The sequence below is a fragment of the Endozoicomonas numazuensis genome, assembly GCF_000722635.1.
Classification (GTDB): Bacteria; Pseudomonadota; Gammaproteobacteria; order Pseudomonadales; family Endozoicomonadaceae; genus Endozoicomonas_A; species Endozoicomonas_A numazuensis.
Genome location: NZ_JOKH01000004.1, coordinates 335,446 through 353,515, shown reverse-complemented (window position 1 = coordinate 353,515; position 18,070 = coordinate 335,446). Strand labels below are relative to the sequence as shown.

Sequence of the window (18,070 nt, the reverse complement as noted above, 5' to 3'; positions counted from 1 at the left end):
GGGGAGCGGCTGTTTTTGGCCTTTGAAATCAATATGGGATCAATCGATTTGATTTCAAGGCCGGTAAAACATTCTTTTTTCGAACATTCCTCAGCAGAATCACTTATTTGGACACCACAACCATGGCAGGACGAATCAGTCGGCCATTCAGCTTGTAGCCTTTCTGGAAAACATCAATCACTGTGTTGGTTTCTACATCCGGATTAGGCACCATGGACATGGCCTGATGGAAATTGGGATCAAAAGGCTGACCATTAGGGTCTTCCTGCTCCACAGAGAAACGTCCCAGTGCACCCAGGAACTGCTTCAGAGTCAGGTTCATACCTTCTACCAGGGCTTCATGAGCGCCTTCTGCCTGCTCGGCACTTTCAATACCTTTTTCCAGGCTATCCACAACCGGAATCAGAGCGTCAACAAACTTCTCCAGAGCAAACTTGTGCGCTTTTTCTACGTCCTGCTCAGCACGGCGCTTGATGTTCTGCATTTCAGCAGTGGCGCGCAGAGTCTGGTCTTTCGCTTTAGCCAGTTCTTCATTCAGAGCTTCCAACTGGTTCTCAAGACCATCGGTCAGATCACTTTCACTGTCCAGTTCAACACCACCGTCTTCGTTCAGCAGGCTTTCTTCTGCCTGCTGCTCTACTACTTCTTCTACCTGCTCTTCAGGCTTGTTGTTTTCTACTGTCATTCCAGAATCTCCGACCGGGAGGCGAATAATATACTGACGAGATATATGGGGACATCAAAAGCAAGGTTCAACCCTGAAAAAGCATTATTTTTAAAATTTCAGAAGGCAGCCCTTCTTTGTCCCTATGACTTCTGGAACCACCGGCTCCGAAATGTGTCTATAGATCCCGTAATAGATAAATCTTATTTCTTGACACTCACTCAATGGATACCGGGTCAGCAAGAAAACGAAATACTTCAGGTCACAAACGAGATAAGGACAATTAACAGAAAATGGATACACTCAGCCTCACGCGCAGCCCCCACTCGCTCACCTCTAGCCCTGAGCCTGCACACAAACACAAAGCCACTGCTGTTATTATTGGAGCAGGTCCTGCCGGACTGCTGGCGGCCAGTGTTCTTGAAGGCAGAACATTTTTACACGCTCAGAAATGCTCTGACGGGATGCACAAACATTTAGGTGAGCGACAACCCATTTATCGAACAGACTTGCCCGCAACCTTCGAAGGCCGAAGAGGTCAAACACCCGCCGGTCAATGGTTTGACTCTTTTTGTTACGATCAAGCCAACAACCCCATTCACTGCCTGACCTTTGAGAATAACCCGGACCGAAAAGTAGACTGGCAATTGTTTTCTTCCAGCCCGGCCGGAGGCAGCTGGCATCGATACAATAACGACCAGTTAACCATCAGCCCCTACGCCTGGATGGAAATTCCCGGACTGCCTATTACTGACGTAAAACACTATGAATGTGTCAACCCTCAACGCACTAAAACTGACGCCTCTTCACTCAGAAATTACTATCAAAACTACCAACAACAACTGCCTGCAGAAGCGATCCATATAGGCTACACATTAACTTCAGCAAGCTATAAAGACAGCCTCTGGCACCTTCATTTTTCTTCCGAAAGCCATCACCATAATATGAGCTGTGAACACCTTCTTTTAGCCGTAGGCAAGCAGGCTCCAAACCGGTTAAATATTCAGGGCGAAAACGGGAAACATGTCACTCATTCAACTGCAGATTCGCTTGCAGCCTTTAAAAAACTACCGCCTGGCTCAAATGTTCTGATTGTGGGTACTGGCTTGTCTGCTGCAGACACCATCTCTCACGCATGGGATCACAAGCTTAAAGTAACGCATTTAGTACCTGCTGAACTCATTAAGGAAAAAGCAAACTACAAAAGCACGTCCTCTTCCAAAATACTTATGATCCTGCAAGGTCTAGATAAGGAATACCCCAGACACAACCGGGTAACAGGGGCAATGCTGAACCCGGCTTCTGAAAAAGCCTATGAGCAACTCATTGACTACAAGCTGACAAAAGTGTGCAGCGATGGCTCTTGTATCGTCACCCATAGCAAGACTCAGGAATCAAAAAAGCTAACACCTCATCATGTAGCCACGCTTACAGGCAGTCATCCGGACTTTTCTTTCATTGAAGGTCAATCAGAGCATGAGTCGACACTGTGCTTCGATCATAACACTATGGAAGTCAATGGATTTACCAACCTATATATCGCTGGCTCATGCAGCGGAGACTGGTTCCAGCGCTTCATTTTAGGCCAATCCGTTCAGGCAGCAGAGACCATAAAATCCAAAAGTGTGCCCGACTAAATTCCAGGCACAGCAAACTCCAGATACTTAATTCAAAGAAATCGAAGATTGAATGAAGATGTTTCGTTTTTCACTCAAACACAACCCACATAGAATGCCCCACACATTTGAATACCTATACTGAGCAGCATGATAAAGAAATATTTTTACCTACTGGCCATTGGCCTGATTTGGGGATCTCAATTCCTGTTTCAACAAGCTGCTGTCAATGATTTGCCACCGGTATGGGTAGGAGCGGGTCGAGCTACCGTAGGGGCACTCACCCTGATTATTCTGACGGCACTGTTTGGCATGAAAGGTCAGGGGCGACGCCTGAGCACATTCAACTTCATCGCCCTGCTGGAAGCGACCATTCCTTTTGTGTTGATCGCCTGGGGCCAGCAATACCTGGATACGGCTGTCACGGCCATCTTGATGGGAACCATTCCCTTCTTCACAATCATCCTTTCTCCTCTGGTACTCAGAGGCTCCCGAATCACACCAGCAGGCATGGTAAGTGTCGTCATTGGTTTCTGCGGCCTGCTGTTGTTGTTCTACCCTCAGCTTTCCAATGGCTCTGGGCACACCAGCCTCCTGGCAGCGCTGGCGGTGGTCATCGCTTCTGGCTGTTTCGCAACCGGCTTATTGATGCTTAAAAAGATCAATAATGAGCACCCCATCATTGTTGCCCGCAATGTTTTAACCTGTTCATCGATCCAACTACTGATTGTTGCATGTCTATTTCAGGCACCGTGGACTCTTGAACTAACCTCCGCCAGCGCCACATCGATCCTGTACCTGGGAGTCATGTGTGCAGGTGTTGTTTATTTCCTCTATATGGCTCTGATTGCTCAGGCCGGCCCCGTATTTGCCTCCATGAACAACTACCTGGTACCTCTTATTGGTGTACTTCTGGGCGCACTGGTTAACCATGAAATTCTGCCATCCACCGCGTGGCTGTCTCTTGGCATTATCGTGACAGCTCTGGCAATCAATCAGTTATTTGAGAAGCCTTCTCCCAAAGCCACAGCCTGATTTCTACTGCTCGATACCTATAATCCCCTGCTCTCTTCCAATCGAGATCAGGGGATTTTTTTTGTCTCTGACTTTACGAATTTGCCACTTCAGGTTACTGTATATATAAACAGTAACGCTACAGTAACCGGTGTTTATCATGCTGACCCAATTGTCCATCAGCAACTTTGCCATCGTTGACCAACTGGACCTGGACATCAATTCTGGAATGACTGTCATTACCGGTGAGACCGGTGCCGGCAAGTCCATCATGCTCGATGCCCTGGGCCTCGCCACAGGTGACAGAACCGACAGCCATTGCGTTCGGCAGGACTCAGATAAAGCGGAAATTCATGCTTCTTTTGATATCAACCAATGCACTGCCGCTAAAAAATGGCTGGAACAAAAAGAACTGTCCAGTGACGATGAATGTATTCTGCGCAGGGTCATCACAAAAGAAGGGCGCTCCCGGGCCTATATCAATGGAACACTGTCCCCTCTTGCCGATCTTCGCGCCATTGGCGAACTGCTGATTGATATTCATGGTCAGCACGAAAGTCAGTCACTACTCAAAAAGACCAGTCACCGACTGCTGCTGGATGATTTTTCCTGCACTCAAAAGCTAGCTTCTGCTGTCGCTCGAATAGCCCATGAGTTTAACCAGACCCACCATGAACTGGACAGGCTGACCAATAACCGCAAAGAGCAGGATGAACGTATTCAACTGCTCAGTTATCAGCTTCAGGAGCTCGAACAGCTTTCAATTCAGGAAGGTGAGCTTGAACAACTTGAGAAAGAACTCAAACAACTGACAAGCGCAGAGAGCACACTCTCAGTATGCCATCAGGTCAACGATATCTGTTCCGAGAACGAAGCCGGCAATATTCTCCAGCAACTCACCCTCTGCATGCAGCGCATAGGTGATCTGCAAACAGACCACTCCGCGATCAACAACACTCTGGAAATGATTTCCTCTGCTCAGATCCAGATTGAAGAAGCTGTAGGAGAGCTTAATCATTTCATTGATCATTTTGATGCCGATCCGGCAAGAATGCAGGAAGTGGATGAGCGTCTCAGCGCTATTTATGAACTGGCAAGAAAGCACAGGGTTCAGCCTGAAGAATTACTGGAGAAACAGCATACTCTCAGCAATGAACTGGAGAGCATACAGTTCAGCGATGAACGCGCTGAAGAGCTTCAGAAAAAACTGATCGAACTGAAATCAGACTTTCAAAGTCAATGTAAAAAGCTGTCGAAAAAACGTCAAACTGCAGCCCGACAGCTTGAGAAGAAAGTCACCAAACGTTTAGCTTTATTAGGTCTGCCACACGGCCAGCTTACTATTGCCCTGACGCCTATAGAGGCCAGTACACTGTCACCGAATGGTGCTGAAGACATTGAATTTCTGGTCACTACCAACCCGGGACAACCGCCCAGAGCGCTGGCCAAAGTCGCCTCAGGGGGTGAGTTATCCAGAATCAGTCTGGCCATTCAGGTCATCACTGCCCAAACCTCTCATATTCCCAGCATGGTTTTTGATGAAGTGGATGTCGGTATTGGCGGCGGCACTGCCGAGACGGTTGGCTCTATGTTGAGAGAGTTAGGAGAAAAGAGTCAGGTTCTTTGCGTGACACACCAACCCCAGGTCGCCTCTCAGGGGCATCAGCATCTACATGTCAGCAAGAAAGTCCGTAATGCCAAAACATCCACCGAAATAGCAGGATTGAAAGGTGAGCGTCGCATTAAAGAAGTAGCCCGAATGCTGGGCGGACTGGAAATGACCGAATCCACACTCAATCACGCCAAAGAGATGCTTAACCTGAGCAGCCCCAAGTCTGCAGCCTGAACTTGCAGCAAAGCACTTCAAAGTGGAGTGCTTCGGCTTTCAGCTCACTTCAATCGCCTTCACAGGGGCGATTACGTGCATACCCATTGGATTTCAAGATGCTACTAGGCGACAAGTGAGCGAAGCCCTGTGAGCCTACAAGTAGTAGGTGATCAGGGTGAGCGAACGCTGGCAACAACGTAGCATCTTGAAAGGCGATGGGTATAGACAGGGATGAGGCAGTCTCATCAAATAAATGCACCCCATAAAAAAAGCCGGCCCAGCCAGACCGGCCTCTTGTAACGGGACGTGTTTCGTAGCAAGAATCAGGATTTTTGTTTTGGTTTTACGTACAGCACCAGATTGTGATCGACAATCTCATAGCCATGCTTATCAGCAATTTCCTTTTGGCGGCGCTCAATTTCTTCATCCATAAACTCAATAATCTCACCACTTTCCATGCAAACCATATGATCATGGTGTTCACCGGTAGCCAGCTCAAAAACTGAGTGTCCACTGTCAAAGTTATGCCTGACCACCAGGCCCGCTCCTTCAAACTGGGTCAAAACCCGGTAAACAGTGGCCAGACCCACATCTTCCTGTGCATCCAGAAGAGCCTTGTAAACATCTTCAGCGCTCATATGACGGCCCTGGGAGCTCTCAAGAATCTGGAGGATTTTGACACGAGGCAGCGTGACCTTCAGACCCGCTTTGCGCAACTCTTGATTTTCCAACACGTTTCCCTAACCCTTAGCAATTAGCAGGTAATCCCTGCTATTATCTCATTTTTAAGTCGCAAATTCATTTTCGAAGAAGATAGTGGAAGTCTGAAACCGATGCAAAAACGTCCAGCTCTGACCACAGTTGTCCTCACTGCCGCTGCTCTTCTGGCTGGATGCGCCAGCTCTACAGACAGCGGCTCAAAACTCATCAGCTTTCCTGGTGTCTACAAGATAGACATCCAGCAGGGTAATGTAATTACCCAGGAAATGGTCGACCAGCTTCGTCCTGGCATGACACGCAACCAGGTTCAATATGTTATGGGCACCCCTCTTTTGGAGGACGCCTTTAATCGGGACCGCTGGGATTATGTCTCCAGCATGCAGTCTGGTGGCGAAAAACGCACCCAGCAAACCCTGACCATCTTCTTCAAGGACGACAAGCTCTCTTCCGTTGAGGGAGACCTTCGTCCCGATGCTGGTGAAGCACCCTAAAAACAATAGCGCCACTGACTAAAAGCAGCTCATCTCAGGATGCTGCTGCTTCTTTTTTGAGCTTTGCTTGTTCTGCTCGCTTCTTGCGAACTTCTTTCGGATCTGCGATCAGTGGCCGATAAATTTCTATTCGGTCACCCTCTTTCACAGCCTGTTCTGCTGGTCTGATGACCGATTTTCCAAAGATACCCAACTTCACAGAGTCCCAATCAATTTCTGAAAAGAACGACTGCATGCCGGACTGCCTGGCAGCATCTAGTACAGTTGTACCTTCCCCAACCTCCAAGGTCAGTATCCGATAATCATCCGGTTTAGCGTAGGCGATTTCGATACTCACCCTGAACTCTTCACCCGACTCTAGCCGGTTATTGTTTTCAGCCATAAAGCTGCTCCGCTCTCTGACAAAAGGCATCAACCATTTTGTTCATTGCCTTGTTGAATACGGCTCCAACAGTTGCTCTCAAGAGTGGGTTGGATATTTCAAAGTCCAGCTCCAAAGACACCTTACAACCCTCATTCCCTAAAGGCTTGAAAGTCCAAACTCCATTCAACTTTGAGAACGGCCCTTTCAGCAACGACATCTCAATAGACTGGTTTTCAACCATTCGGTTCCTTGTGGAAAATTCATAACCCAGGCTCCCCTTGGACAGCTCAAGAACGGCTTCAATAACCTCTCCTTCCTGCTTAAGTATTCTGGCCCCTGAACACCAGGGCAAAAACTCAGGATAACCTTCAACATCAGCCACCAGTGGATACATCTTTTCTACCGGCTGCATAATCAGGGCTGAACGGGAGACTCTTGGCATGACGCATTGCAAATATAAAAAAACAAGGGCCAGCGAGCATACCATATTGTTAAAGCTATTGCTTTCAGGGAGAAAGGCTTCGTTTCCCTGCTTCAGAGTCAAGGGTATGAGCCGATATTGGGCACTGAATATCTGCCTTTGGGACCTCATCCATGCAGATAAACAACTCGACACCACCCGAAGGACAAGGCCCTGTTAAACCCAGCGTCACCTATCAAGTTCTGAATGCACTTTACAAATACCTGTTGATAAAACCCGTTAACGTTGCGAGAAGACTGGTGGGGCTCGAACCTGCATAGATCAAACCCCTGAAGCTGTTTTTCATTAAAAAACTGTTGAGATCAAGCAGCGAAGGTCATGTTCATCCAGGAGAATCCCAGGAGCAGGAAGTAGCCCGTAAAAATGCAACAGATCCCTGCATAACCCCTGAGCAGCGACTGACAAATATGCAAATAGAAGCCCGAGTGCTCAGTAAATTGAACCACCCAAACATCATCAGAGCTTTCTCCGGGGACAGCATTGACTGAATGGAAAACCAAAATTTGCAGACTTTGTTTCGGTGTGCGAGTTTGCCCCTGAAGAAAAGGCTTTACTGGATCCGATCGAACCAGGAGGCTGACCGAGAATAGCGTCCGAGCATAAAATTCAGTAGAACGAGTCAGCTTTTTCACTGAATTTGTGCGAATAGTTGACCTATTTAAGCAAATTCAGTGGAAAAGATGGCCGTTCTTTCTGGATTTTAGGCCGGGCTGTTTATTCTCGGTCAGCCTCCTAGCCCCCCTCAATACAACGCTCCCGAACTTGAATCCTGTGTTATTAACAAACCATGGCTGGGTGTCGAAGGCTCAGTCAATCTCTCTAAGTCGACTGCCTGGAGCCTTGCAGCCTGTTTCACCGAGATCATGACAGCTAAAAAAACCTACCGATATCGACTACCTACACTGTATTGTTCGTTTCTTCAAAAAGCATATTGCCTGCTTTTCTCCAGAGATGGTCATCCTGCTCAAAGGCATGCTGCACCCGGACCCAGCGAAGCGGCTGGACCTACCGGAAGCACAAACAAAACTGGAAGGCCTGATCAAAAGATCCTTCTGATACAAAAAAAAGCCGGATGCAATAGCATCCGGCTCTCATCGATTCATCACTTATAAAAAGTTCAAATCACTTCAATGCTGTGTACAGAATCAAAGCTACTGCAGCTGGCACAATGATACGGATCGCAAAGCGCCATACATTGAACATACCAACACTCATGGCCAGTTCGTTAGACATAACAGAACGTTTAAGCATCCAGCCTGCAAAGATCGCTGTCAGTGCTCCACCCAGTGGCAGCAGGAAGACGTCGGTCATGTAACCCGCCAGGTCAAAGATAGTCTTATCGAAGAACTTGACGTCAGCCCAGATGTTGAATGAGAACACGGAGCCCAGACCTACCAACCAGATAGCACCACCGATCATGCAGGTTGCCAGCACACGGTTGATACCAAAGCGCTCTGTAACCCAAGCCAGAGATGGCTCAATCAGGGAAATAGCAGAACTCAGAGCAGCAATACCTACCAGAGCAAAGAACATGAAGCCCAGAATGGCTCCGCCTGTCATGTTAGCGAATGCCGATGTCAGAGATACAAACAGCAGACCGGGTCCGGCAGAGGGCTCCAGACCGTGAGCGTAAACGATCGGGAATACAATCAAGCCAGAAATGATGGCCATCAGAGTATCCAGGAAAGCTACGTTCAGAGCAGTACGGGGAATAGAGTTGTTAGCTGGCATGTAAGCACCGTATGCCATCAGAGCACACATACCCAGACTCAAGGTAAAGAATGCCTGCCCCATAGCAGCTACTACGGCTTCGCCGGTAATCTTGCTGAAATCCACATCAAACATGAAGTGGAAACCGCGCATAAACTCACCGGTAGCCAGCATGCTGTAACCCAGCATGACAAACAACAGGACGAACAGAGTTGGCATCATGACCTGCAGACCTTTCTCCAGGCCTTTATGGACACCACGAGCCGTAATAAAGACGGTAATGGCCATAAACAGGGTGTGCCACAGAATCTGTCTGGGTGCTGACGCAGTCAGAGCTTCAAATTCTCCACCGACCTGATCAGCATTCATACCTGTGAATACTCCAGTCAGCAGATCCCAGGCATAAGAAAGCGCCCAACCCGCGACCACACTGTAAAAGGTCAGAATGATGAAACCGGTAAGCATCCCCATCCAGCCAATGACTTCCCAGCCACGGAACACACCCGCGTCACTGGTCAGCTTACGCATGGCATTCAGCGGACTCAGACGGGTTGAACGACCGATAGCGGTTTCAGCCATCAGCAATGGAACACCTACCAGTGCGATGCACAGCAGATAAACCATAACAAAGGCACCACCACCATACTGGCCAGCGATGTAAGGGAATTTCCAGATATTACCCAGACCAATGGCAGAACCAGCCGCAGCCAGCATAAATGTCCATCGGTTATTCCAGGTCTTGCGCGAGGCGGCAGGGTTTTGTCCTGACATGAGACTCCTCAATGATGTACAACTAAAACTTATTGAGTGACACTTTCACGCAGAGTACTGCAATAATGAATCGAGCAACGCTGCGTTAAATTGAAAGCCGCCCGGGCTATTGGGTCTCGAAATAGACAATCAGGAAAAGGAACTCAAACGATAACCAGCCTGAAGCAGAGAGAGAGTCATTACTAACAGCCAGGGGCACAAATGACAGCCCATCGAACACCAGAAAAACCGTTAATATAACGTTTTAACTGGAGCATGAGGGCGACGCTGAGCATTGTATCCGTTTAATTTCTGACCTCAACCACTTTTTCCTCTATTCACCCCAAAATAAGAAAGATCTACCAAACAAAACCACAAACCCAGATCTTCCAACTAAAAAACCAACCACCCTAGATAAATACGAAAAAACCACTATCTCCAGTACATAAAGATGAATAAAAAACTGTCATAAGCAACGACTGGTTTTATAGTGTATCCGCGTTATAATCCGCGTATGGCTAAGAGATCGAAAAAAAGCGGTAAAGGCGACTCATCAATTGTCGTCAACAAAAAAGCCCGTCATGACTACCACATAGATGAGTCATTTGAGGCAGGGCTTTCACTGGCAGGCTGGGAAGTTAAAAGTCTTCGCATGGGTAAAGTACAGCTGGTCGACAGCTATGTCTTACTCAAAGATGGCGAAGCCTGGTTGATTGGCGCCCAGATTACACCATTAGACACGGCATCTACTCATGTGGTGGCAGACCCCCTGCGTGACCGAAAATTATTGCTGCACAGAAGAGAGCTGGCCAAGCTGTTCTCGGAAACCCAGCAGAAAGGTCACACCTGTATTGCTATCAAGCTTTACTGGAAAGGTCACCTGATCAAATGTCAGGTAGCGCTCGCCCGAGGCAAAAAAGAATTCGATAAGCGAGCCGCCACCAAAGAGCGTGAATGGAATATTGAAAAGCAGCGGGTTATGCACCGAGGCTGACTCTAACTCTGTGGCAGGTACTCTACCTGCCACAACTTCTTATACTCCCCCTTAATAAACTCTCCTCAACCACTCCCCTGACTAATCCTGAAGGTTTGCCATACTGAAGAAAAAGCTTGGAAACAGCCTGATGACAAGGATTAAAGGTCACACTTCAAAAACACCGCCCCCCCATCGAAAAAAGCGCAGTCCTGTGCATACCAACAGTGGCAAAACACCAAAGGGAAAAGAAGTCAGTGTCCGCCGTCCCAAGCGACACTCAAACGGTTACATTGTTAACAAGCAGACCGGCTTTCCTGCCATCAAAGCCAAGAGCAAAGAGATTGGCCCGGTCAACATGCGGATTACAAATCGGCAAAGCCGCATACCCGCTGCTGGAATGGGGGCCTTCACCAAACGAAGCTTCAGACAAAACGAACTCATCGGCTGTTTTCAGGGTCGAGCCGTTTATGCCATGGAAGTGGCCGGACAGGATGTCTGCATGTTTACCCTGGAAGGCAATCGGGTAAGACTTCTCAGTTCTGCAACCCATTTAATCTGGACCTCGAACATCACCAAAGAATTCCCTCAGAAAGACCAGCCTGCTGCCAGCCTGAAATACGGCATACATGTAGAAGGACTTCTAAAATTCATTAACTATGACAAAGCTATAGCGAACGTCAGAGCCAAGCCCTACATCAAGACTGGAACTGTCCAGGAAAGCACCAAAGAGGGAGAAGAGCACTACTTCATGAAACCCTCTGCTTCCATGAAAGACTGTATAGAAGTCGTGGCACTGGCTAATCAGGACATCGGCCCTGACACCGAGCTGTTTCTGGATTACGCCCCGGAAGCCCAGAACGTCGACTTTGAAAAAATGGACGATTGCCCAGCAGAGCAACTCCTGCCTGAACAGAAATCAGCTCTGCTTCAGCTTGCCAGAAGCATTAATCCTAAAGTCGGCACCTCTGGCCATGAAGATGACTGGCTGATTGCTGCTAAAGAAAGAGAAGAAACCCCGTCGCTGGATACTTTGGACAGCCCCTCAACGTCTGTCAGTCAGATTTCAAGGGGCACATCGGAAGAAACCATCTCCTCTCCCATAGAAGTGGACATTGAAGAAGATGATTCCTATTTTATTGGCGAAGAAACCGATGACGAATCATCAGACGATGGCCAGGAACCTCCAGAAGATGACCCGTCTGGCAACAGCTCCAGCTGCACTATTCTATGACAAACGTCGTCTCTTCAATTATCCTAAGTACAAATAACCAGTTGACTTCTTTAGCATTTCTTGAAATAAATAGCCTCTGGTTTCACCGGGGGCGATCTGGATTCGACGACGGTACTGAAACCTAAGGTGCATGTCGAGCACGTAGTGGTGCTCGTAAATCAAATCACTACAACCTTTTAGTTGCTAATGAAGACAACTACCAAGGAGCTCTGGCAGCTTAAACCCTGCCAGCTCCCGATCACTCTGACTTGCCTGTTGGTTGGTACTGATCGCAATTGCAAACGGGATCGCCAAGCTGCATGCCTGAGGCTGACTGGTTAAACTTATTCAGGATCGCGTAGTGTCACCCTGCCCGTTGGGTCGTTCTACGTTAACTTAAAAACGGATTCTAAACATGTAGAGCCGAAGGCGTAAGATCGGCGGACGCGGGTTCAATTCCCGCCGCCTCCACCAATATACGAAAAAGGCCCGGTATCGAAAAATACCGGGCCTTTTTCGTATATACATGAAGCAGCGAATTGCAAGATCGCGTAGCGGGTTCACAAAAATGTCTGGAACATTTTTGGACAGCCTTTAGGCTGGCCCGCAGGGTGAACTACAGGACAGTAGTTCACAATTCCCGCCGCTGGGCTGCCAGCACACTTCAATCTTCACTCATCCCCCCATATCTAGCTCAAAAAGCTCTAAGGAATAGTCCTGAAATAACTTCCGTATTTGAACAAACCCGTTCAGGCTGAGCCTGTCGAAGCCCAGAGCCACCACCCTTCGACAGGCTCAGGGTGAACGGAGCCCATGCTCTAATAGGGAATTTATTTTGAGACAAACCCTAAGTACATCCTGGACAACCCCAGCAACCTCGCAGAGCTATCTATAGGATCTGATAAAGGAATTGATGGCACTTAAAAGCACCCATAGGTAGGATTAGAGAGAAGAATAAGAACAATGTCGCATACATCAAGGAAAGTTGGTCAGAGAATCAGCTGAATAATATATGTTCAGCAAATCTGATTCTTAGGGAGGAGTTTTGGAACCATCTCATTCAGCAGGAAGCTCAAGCGCTAATAATCTGAATCTATCTCATCTCAAGGAGATGGACTGGAAGCGGTTTGAAATCTTATGCATAGACTACTTTCAAGCAAAAGGTTTTGACGCAAAGCTAACCGATATTGGTTCTGACGGTGGTGTAGATATCATCATCAGTCGACCAGATGCTGTTACCAAAGCAAGTGTCTATGTCCAGTGTAAGGCTTGGTCAAATCAAAAAATAGGCGTTAAAGCTATTCGAGAGTTCTATGGCGTAGTCACCGCTGATAAAGTTCAGAAGGGCGTATTTATAGCTTCAACTGACTTCACGGATGACGCTAAAGCTTTCGCAAACAACAATAAAATTCTTCTCATATCGGGCACAAAACTTCTGAGGCTTATCGAACAGCTTCCAGAAGAAAATCGCCTTCACATCTATCAAAAAGCTCTTTCTGGAGACTTCAAAACACCCACCTGCCCTTCATGTGATAGAAAAATGACACTTCGAACAAGCTCCAAAGGTAAAAACAAGGGAGAAAAGTTCTGGGGCTGCATGAACTACCCGAAGTGTCGCCAAGTGCTCCACCTCAAGCCATCCTCTAACAAAGGTAAAGAAACAGAAAAACAGAGAATTTATTCGGCACTGTCTGCCAAAAGATCGAATCTAAACAACGAAGACCCTTATGTAGAAGATGTCCTTAGAGCAAGAAAGAGGTCAAATCATAAAAGCAACACAGCCAACCCTCTGAAGCTCTTTGCTCTGAAGTTATCGCTTATAGTAGTTTTTGTCCTATTCACGATATTCACAATCAAGACTGCTACCTCTTGGACATTCTCTTATCTGGAGAAATCAATCCTGTCTCAAGGGAAGCCTGATCAGAATTCAGAACAAGCCCAAGAGCATAGTGTGATCAGCCTTAAGCCCCTTCCAAAAGCTCCAGATATTCATACGCAACAGGAGAAAGCTCTGCAAAAAGCTAAAGCCGAAGCGGCAGAAAATAGGCGCATTCTTGAAGAGATACGCAGGCAGCAGCAAGAAGAGCAGAGAAAAGATACCGCTTTTGATACCTGGTACCACACTCCCTGGGAATGCGAAGGCATACGAGCTAATGAAAATATGGTTGAGTGCGTAAATCGACGGATGAGAGCCAAAGAAGAGTTTGAAAAGCTCTGGGCTGAAGGTAAATTTTCCAATCAACAGAATGAGTAATTATGAACGAAACACTGAAAGAACGTTTGAAAAGAATCAGAGAGCGATCTAAAGAACTGTTTTCAGACGGACCCCATGAAGATGAGCCTCAATCAGTTGGAGATCCTAAAAAGATCTTTGAGGAAGAGGCTGATGATAGAGAGCCTCAAAATTGTACGAAACAGCTGTAATCAGTAATATCCGCTAATCATTGCAATGCATCTCGAACAAATGATGAATAGAAGCGCCTACGAAAACCACATGAATGACTCAAACATTGATGGGAGTGGTAAAGCTTCATCCTATGTGAGAGCCCTTGATCTCCTTGGACAGATGATACTTGAGAAACCTCAAGGCTTTGCTGACTGCACTGATATCTGGAATGTATCATCTACTGATCGATTGGAAGCGCTTCGCTTAAAGGTACTGGAAGAACAGAAGAAAGGAAAAGTCAGCGTCTGGAATCTTCATGGCATCCCTAAAAGCTACTTAACCAGTGGCTATTGTTCTGCAGCTTTGAGAAGCTACCAACGATTTCTAGTGGAACATTTCCATGAACAGCATCTTCTCAATGAATTTCATCAGCACTCTGGAAGTAGTTCAGATTTAGCTGAAAGATTAGATCAAGAAGTTCACATCCCAGAATACTTGCAGCTAGATTACAGAAACCTAGAAGGTACAGATGTTGTCCAATCTGTCACGGTGAGGAGAAACCAGAATGTTTTTCGAAAGATAATTCTGGAGATATACGACCAGAGCTGCTGTATTACTGGACTGAATATACCCACTGTAAACCGGGCAAGCCATATCGTACCCTGGTCTGAAGACAAAGCGAACAGAATGAATCCAAGCAACGGCTTATGCTTGTCTGCCACTTATGATGCCGCTTTCGACAAAAATCTGATAAGCCTTGATGATGACTACAGAATCATCCTCTCAAAAGACATCAAAGAGCATTTTAATAGTCAGAGTGTGACCGAATACTTTTTGAGGAAGGAAGGTCAGCCCATTCTGCTACCAAAGCAGTATGAGCCTAATAGATCGTTACTTGCCCGACATAGGGAAAGAGGTAACTTTTGAAGCAAGCAAAACTTTAAACTCAAACTACATCAACTTCCTCAAAGACAAGACCTGTAAGGCCCGAAGCCTTCATCACATCTACAGCCCTTTCCGAGCAGTAAATATAAGTCTTGTTATCTTCCTCTATCTTGAAAAAGTCTGAAGAGCTCACCAACCGGGAGTCAAAAACTCTTTTCACCAGAAGACCCACTTCATTGAATTCAGTAGCTTCGGCATTAAGTGCATTGAGTATATTTCTAATATTTAGAAGCCAATAGTCTTCACCTGCCAAGCTCAACTGCATCAGTTCATCCTGAGCACTCAACATGCCTGACAGTAATTCCTTAGCACGATTACTCAACACTAACGACCCAGAAAAAAGAAATCCAAAGTCGCCTACTGGCTTATTTTCATCCTCTTCATCAAGCTCTATCTCCAATGGTTTGGGCCAGTTAGCTGATAGCTCCTCACCTTTGCACCATAGGTCACCGAAGACTTCATCATAATCCTCATCGACTGGGACAAAAGTGGCATAGTGGTTGGTATCTGCTGATAAAACATACATCTTCATTTCTACACTCTCATCCACATTTCAACTTCTTGGGCTGACATCGTTTTATCCACAGGAAAAATACCTTGCTGGAGCTCTCTGGCTATCTTTTGCAACACCCAGTGTGCCTGTTTTCTATTCATAGTCTGTGACAAAATATTTTCAATATTCAGATAATAACACTTGGTATGAATGGGTCGGTGGGCATAGGCTTCAGGCATTTTCGGGTGGGGCGTATTGCGTCTGAAGTTTGGAAGCCAAGCGCCATTGATTGGATCATCAATTCTTATCCCCAAATTAGCTAAGAGTTTCCTTGCTCTTCGTGCTCTCTTTGAACCACCTACGATTACATGGTGCGCTTCAAAGTCTTGACAGGGTTTGTCTTGGCCAATAGCTCGAAGATGCTGACCTAAAGTAGAGGAGCTGTGTTTCTCTCATCTCAGCTGACTTGGTGTCATAGAAAATGACTCTTTGCGGTACTGAGACAAAGCCAAAAATAGACTTCTGGTCTTGGTTTCTTCTATGAGTTGATCAATGCTTTGCCTGCTCTTCGTCTCTCTGAGAAGAAACTCAAGATCGATTCTCAACTCATGCTCTTCAATCAGTTCAACTTCAATATCACTTTGTGTATCCATACATCCCAATCCATTTTTATACTTATTCAAACTTGAAAGCTAATGGCCTCTGAATTCTATCTCATGTAATTTGCACAGCTCAAACAGAATGAACTTTATATCTGTCGATCACTTTCACCTTTATGAATTCTTCATCTGAAAAAGCTTAAGAAAATCAGTCATACTGCTCACGTTACCCTCATGCCCTCAAAGATTAAGAAACTTTTTCACGTATGAAAAACAGCAAAAGAACAACACTTTTATGCGCATAAAATTGTAATACACATACATTTTATTGCGCATAAAAGTGTTTAAGCCTAGACTTTACCCAAGAATGATCAAAAAACTGGCTTAACCCATGAAAAGATTGTTGCTGCAAAAACTGCTTGATTGGAAGCAGAGCCCATCAAGAAAGCCTGTACTGCTTGATGGTGCAAGGCAAACAGGCAAGTCATTTCTACTTGAGACCCTGTTCGGTGCACACTATGAGCAGGTAATACGCCTCGATTTTCTAGAACAACCCAGTTTAGGCAATCTGTTCGCTGACTCTCTCAAGCCAGACGATATCATCACCAATATTGAGCTGGAGCTGAACATCAGCATCGACAGGCAGCAGGATCTCATCATTTTCGATGAGGTTGGCGAATGCTTGCCTGCCCTTCACTCTCTTAAGTTTTTTGCTGAACAATGCTCCCAAATGCATGTCTGCGCATCAGGGTCCAATATTGGTCTTCTGGATTCATTCCCCGTTGGGAAAGTGGAATGGCTGGAACTCTACCCACTGACATTTGAGGAATTCCTCTGGGCCTCTGACCAACCACCTCTGGCTAAAGCTTTTGAGCAGATGAACTTAGGCAAGGTAGCCCATGAAAAGCTCTTCGGTTTACTCATTGAGTATTACTTTGTCGGAGGAATGCCTGAAGCAGTTAAAGCCTGGTTTCAGAGCAAACAAGACATCATTGAAAGAACCCGGAGAGTTCAACAAATACATGCGGCACTGATCTCAGGTTATGAACGCGATTTCGGAAAGTATTCCGATAAGCTTTCTGCACAACATATACAAGCAGTCTTTGAAAACGTGCCTGTTCAGTTATCGAATATGATGGACGACTCTGTTAAACGCTTTAAATTCAAAGACGTCATAGAGAAAAAGAGTCGCTACAAAGAACTGGCAGGTCCCATCAACTGGCTGGAAAATTGCAAACTGATTTCCAAGTGCCACCCTATAGACTGCAAACCTGACTCACCACTTAAACCACTGGCTAAAGACAATATTTTTAAACTGTTTTTATTCGATGTTGGTTTACTGGGACATATGCTGGGGATCAGCTACAAGGAGCATCGAGACCAGAAGTATCATTACAAGGGTTTTGTCGCAGAGAACTTCATACAGAACGAACTCATCACCCTGATTGGCAGACCAACTTATTCGTGGGAATACGCCCGAAGTGAAATAGAATTTTTATACAAGACCGAAGCAGGAGACATCATTCCTGTAGAAGTGAAAAGCGGTAAAAGGACTCGGGCAAAGTCGCTGCAGACTTATGTTCAACGCTATAGCCCAACTGCAACGTTCAAGCTCATTGGATCAACAGGTTCACTGGATGACCCAGCTGCCAAGGTACTTCCTCTTTATTACATTTCAAAAATCAAAGATGTTCTGGGTTGATTTTCGAGATCTAGTTCTCTGCGCACGAAGTGTTGCCGAAACAATGAGAGGCGGATACAAAAAATCTTCTTGCCTTTATACTAACCCTGAGTAGCAATCCCAACAATCCAGTAAAAAATCA

At 46.3% G+C, this 18,070-nt stretch carries 17 protein-coding genes and 1 other RNA gene; 10 read left to right on the top strand and 8 right to left on the bottom strand.

Features of this window, described 5'->3' with window-relative positions:
• Window positions 1-103 precede the first annotated feature (103 nt).
• Window positions 104-685 carry a nucleotide exchange factor GrpE gene (gene grpE, locus GZ78_RS18340; protein WP_034839220.1) on the bottom strand — a complete coding sequence of 194 codons (582 nt, stop codon included), beginning with the start codon at window positions 683-685 and terminating at the stop codon, window positions 104-106.
• A 272-nt stretch (window positions 686-957) separates the two neighbouring features.
• Here grpE and GZ78_RS18335 point away from each other — a divergent pair, with 272 nt between their 5' ends.
• From GZ78_RS18335 to recN, 3 genes are all read left to right on the top strand, one after another.
• Complete coding sequence (locus tag GZ78_RS18335; protein WP_034839218.1) at window positions 958-2,301, top strand: NAD(P)-binding domain-containing protein; 1,344 nt, start codon at window positions 958-960, stop codon at window positions 2,299-2,301.
• A 129-nt stretch (window positions 2,302-2,430) separates the two neighbouring features.
• Window positions 2,431-3,315, top strand: a complete 885-nt coding sequence (locus tag GZ78_RS18330) for a DMT family transporter (protein ID WP_034839216.1) — start codon at window positions 2,431-2,433, stop codon at window positions 3,313-3,315.
• Window positions 3,316-3,454: 139 nt separating this feature from the next.
• Entirely contained in the window at window positions 3,455-5,140 is a 1,686-nt protein-coding gene (gene recN / locus GZ78_RS18325; protein ID WP_034839214.1) for a DNA repair protein RecN, read from the top strand.
• 305 nt (window positions 5,141-5,445) lie between these two features.
• On the opposite strand, the gene fur is transcribed toward recN, so the two are convergent.
• On the bottom strand, window positions 5,446-5,853 hold the full coding sequence (gene fur / locus GZ78_RS18320) for a ferric iron uptake transcriptional regulator (protein ID WP_081869942.1): 408 nt from the start codon (window positions 5,851-5,853) through the stop codon (window positions 5,446-5,448).
• Window positions 5,854-5,955: 102 nt separating this feature from the next.
• On the opposite strand from fur, the gene GZ78_RS18315 reads away from it, so the two are divergent.
• On the top strand, window positions 5,956-6,333 hold the full coding sequence (locus tag GZ78_RS18315) for an outer membrane protein assembly factor BamE (RefSeq protein ID WP_034839209.1): 378 nt from the start codon (window positions 5,956-5,958) through the stop codon (window positions 6,331-6,333).
• Between the two features lie 34 nt (window positions 6,334-6,367).
• On the opposite strand, the gene GZ78_RS18310 is transcribed toward GZ78_RS18315, so the two are convergent.
• From GZ78_RS18310 to GZ78_RS18295, 3 genes are all read right to left on the bottom strand, one after another.
• Entirely contained in the window at window positions 6,368-6,715 is a 348-nt protein-coding gene (locus tag GZ78_RS18310) for an RnfH family protein (protein ID WP_034839206.1), read from the bottom strand.
• Entirely contained in the window at window positions 6,708-7,139 is a 432-nt protein-coding gene (locus GZ78_RS18305) for a type II toxin-antitoxin system RatA family toxin (protein ID WP_034839627.1), read from the bottom strand. The genes GZ78_RS18310 and GZ78_RS18305 overlap by 8 nt, the downstream gene beginning before the upstream one ends.
• Window positions 7,140-8,300: 1,161 nt before the next feature.
• On the bottom strand, window positions 8,301-9,659 hold the full coding sequence (locus GZ78_RS18295; protein ID WP_034839200.1) for a sodium-dependent transporter: 1,359 nt from the start codon (window positions 9,657-9,659) through the stop codon (window positions 8,301-8,303).
• 493 nt (window positions 9,660-10,152) lie between these two features.
• On the opposite strand from GZ78_RS18295, the gene smpB reads away from it, so the two are divergent.
• The 5 genes from smpB to GZ78_RS27680 all read left to right on the top strand — a co-directional run bounded on the left by smpB (window position 10,153) and on the right by GZ78_RS27680 (window position 15,137).
• Window positions 10,153-10,632: an SsrA-binding protein SmpB gene (gene smpB, locus GZ78_RS18290; RefSeq protein ID WP_034839198.1), complete on the top strand. Its 480-nt coding sequence runs from the start codon at window positions 10,153-10,155 to the stop codon at window positions 10,630-10,632.
• Window positions 10,633-10,762: 130 nt separating this feature from the next.
• On the top strand, window positions 10,763-11,845 hold the full coding sequence (locus GZ78_RS18285) for a hypothetical protein (RefSeq protein ID WP_034839195.1): 1,083 nt from the start codon (window positions 10,763-10,765) through the stop codon (window positions 11,843-11,845).
• A gap of 87 nt (window positions 11,846-11,932) precedes the next feature.
• Window positions 11,933-12,298: a transfer-messenger RNA gene (gene ssrA / locus GZ78_RS28460) on the top strand.
• Between the two features lie 571 nt (window positions 12,299-12,869).
• Window positions 12,870-14,078: a restriction endonuclease gene (locus GZ78_RS27685; protein ID WP_152558815.1), complete on the top strand. Its 1,209-nt coding sequence runs from the start codon at window positions 12,870-12,872 to the stop codon at window positions 14,076-14,078.
• 240 nt (window positions 14,079-14,318) lie between these two features.
• Window positions 14,319-15,137 (top strand): HNH endonuclease, encoded by an 819-nt coding sequence (locus GZ78_RS27680; RefSeq protein WP_161787422.1) that lies wholly within the window; start codon window positions 14,319-14,321, stop codon window positions 15,135-15,137.
• Between the two features lie 19 nt (window positions 15,138-15,156).
• On the opposite strand, the gene GZ78_RS18270 is transcribed toward GZ78_RS27680, so the two are convergent.
• From GZ78_RS18270 to GZ78_RS18260, 3 genes are read right to left on the bottom strand one after another with little or no spacing between them, the layout of a single operon-like run.
• Window positions 15,157-15,705 carry an imm11 family protein gene (locus tag GZ78_RS18270; protein ID WP_152558814.1) on the bottom strand — a complete coding sequence of 183 codons (549 nt, stop codon included), beginning with the start codon at window positions 15,703-15,705 and terminating at the stop codon, window positions 15,157-15,159.
• A complete protein-coding gene (locus GZ78_RS28455; protein ID WP_081869931.1) occupies window positions 15,690-16,058 on the bottom strand; it encodes an AHH domain-containing protein in 369 nt (122 codons plus the stop codon). The genes GZ78_RS18270 and GZ78_RS28455 overlap by 16 nt, the downstream gene beginning before the upstream one ends.
• Before the next feature lie 42 nt (window positions 16,059-16,100).
• Window positions 16,101-16,301: a hypothetical protein gene (locus GZ78_RS18260; protein ID WP_034839188.1), complete on the bottom strand. Its 201-nt coding sequence runs from the start codon at window positions 16,299-16,301 to the stop codon at window positions 16,101-16,103.
• Window positions 16,302-16,638: 337 nt separating this feature from the next.
• Between GZ78_RS18260 and GZ78_RS18255 the strand changes: the two genes are divergently transcribed.
• Window positions 16,639-17,949, top strand: a complete 1,311-nt coding sequence (locus GZ78_RS18255; protein ID WP_034839185.1) for an ATP-binding protein — start codon at window positions 16,639-16,641, stop codon at window positions 17,947-17,949.
• Window positions 17,950-18,070: the final 121 nt, after the last annotated feature.

Coding starts and splice junctions, on each gene's coding strand:
- grpE (WP_034839220.1), bottom strand. CDS start 685: ATGACAGTAGAAAACAACAAGCCTGAAGAGCAGGTAGAAGAAGTAGTA.
- GZ78_RS18335 (WP_034839218.1), top strand. CDS start 958: ATGGATACACTCAGCCTCACGCGCAGCCCCCACTCGCTCACCTCTAGC.
- GZ78_RS18330 (WP_034839216.1), top strand. CDS start 2,431: ATGATAAAGAAATATTTTTACCTACTGGCCATTGGCCTGATTTGGGGA.
- recN (WP_034839214.1), top strand. CDS start 3,455: ATGCTGACCCAATTGTCCATCAGCAACTTTGCCATCGTTGACCAACTG.
- GZ78_RS18315 (WP_034839209.1), top strand. CDS start 5,956: ATGCAAAAACGTCCAGCTCTGACCACAGTTGTCCTCACTGCCGCTGCT.
- GZ78_RS18310 (WP_034839206.1), bottom strand. CDS start 6,715: ATGGCTGAAAACAATAACCGGCTAGAGTCGGGTGAAGAGTTCAGGGTG.
- GZ78_RS18305 (WP_034839627.1), bottom strand. CDS start 7,139: ATGCCAAGAGTCTCCCGTTCAGCCCTGATTATGCAGCCGGTAGAAAAG.
- GZ78_RS18295 (WP_034839200.1), bottom strand. CDS start 9,659: ATGTCAGGACAAAACCCTGCCGCCTCGCGCAAGACCTGGAATAACCGA.
- smpB (WP_034839198.1), top strand. CDS start 10,153: ATGGCTAAGAGATCGAAAAAAAGCGGTAAAGGCGACTCATCAATTGTC.
- GZ78_RS18285 (WP_034839195.1), top strand. CDS start 10,763: ATGACAAGGATTAAAGGTCACACTTCAAAAACACCGCCCCCCCATCGA.
- GZ78_RS27680 (WP_161787422.1), top strand. CDS start 14,319: ATGAATGACTCAAACATTGATGGGAGTGGTAAAGCTTCATCCTATGTG.
- GZ78_RS18260 (WP_034839188.1), bottom strand. CDS start 16,301: ATGGATACACAAAGTGATATTGAAGTTGAACTGATTGAAGAGCATGAG.
- GZ78_RS18255 (WP_034839185.1), top strand. CDS start 16,639: ATGAAAAGATTGTTGCTGCAAAAACTGCTTGATTGGAAGCAGAGCCCA.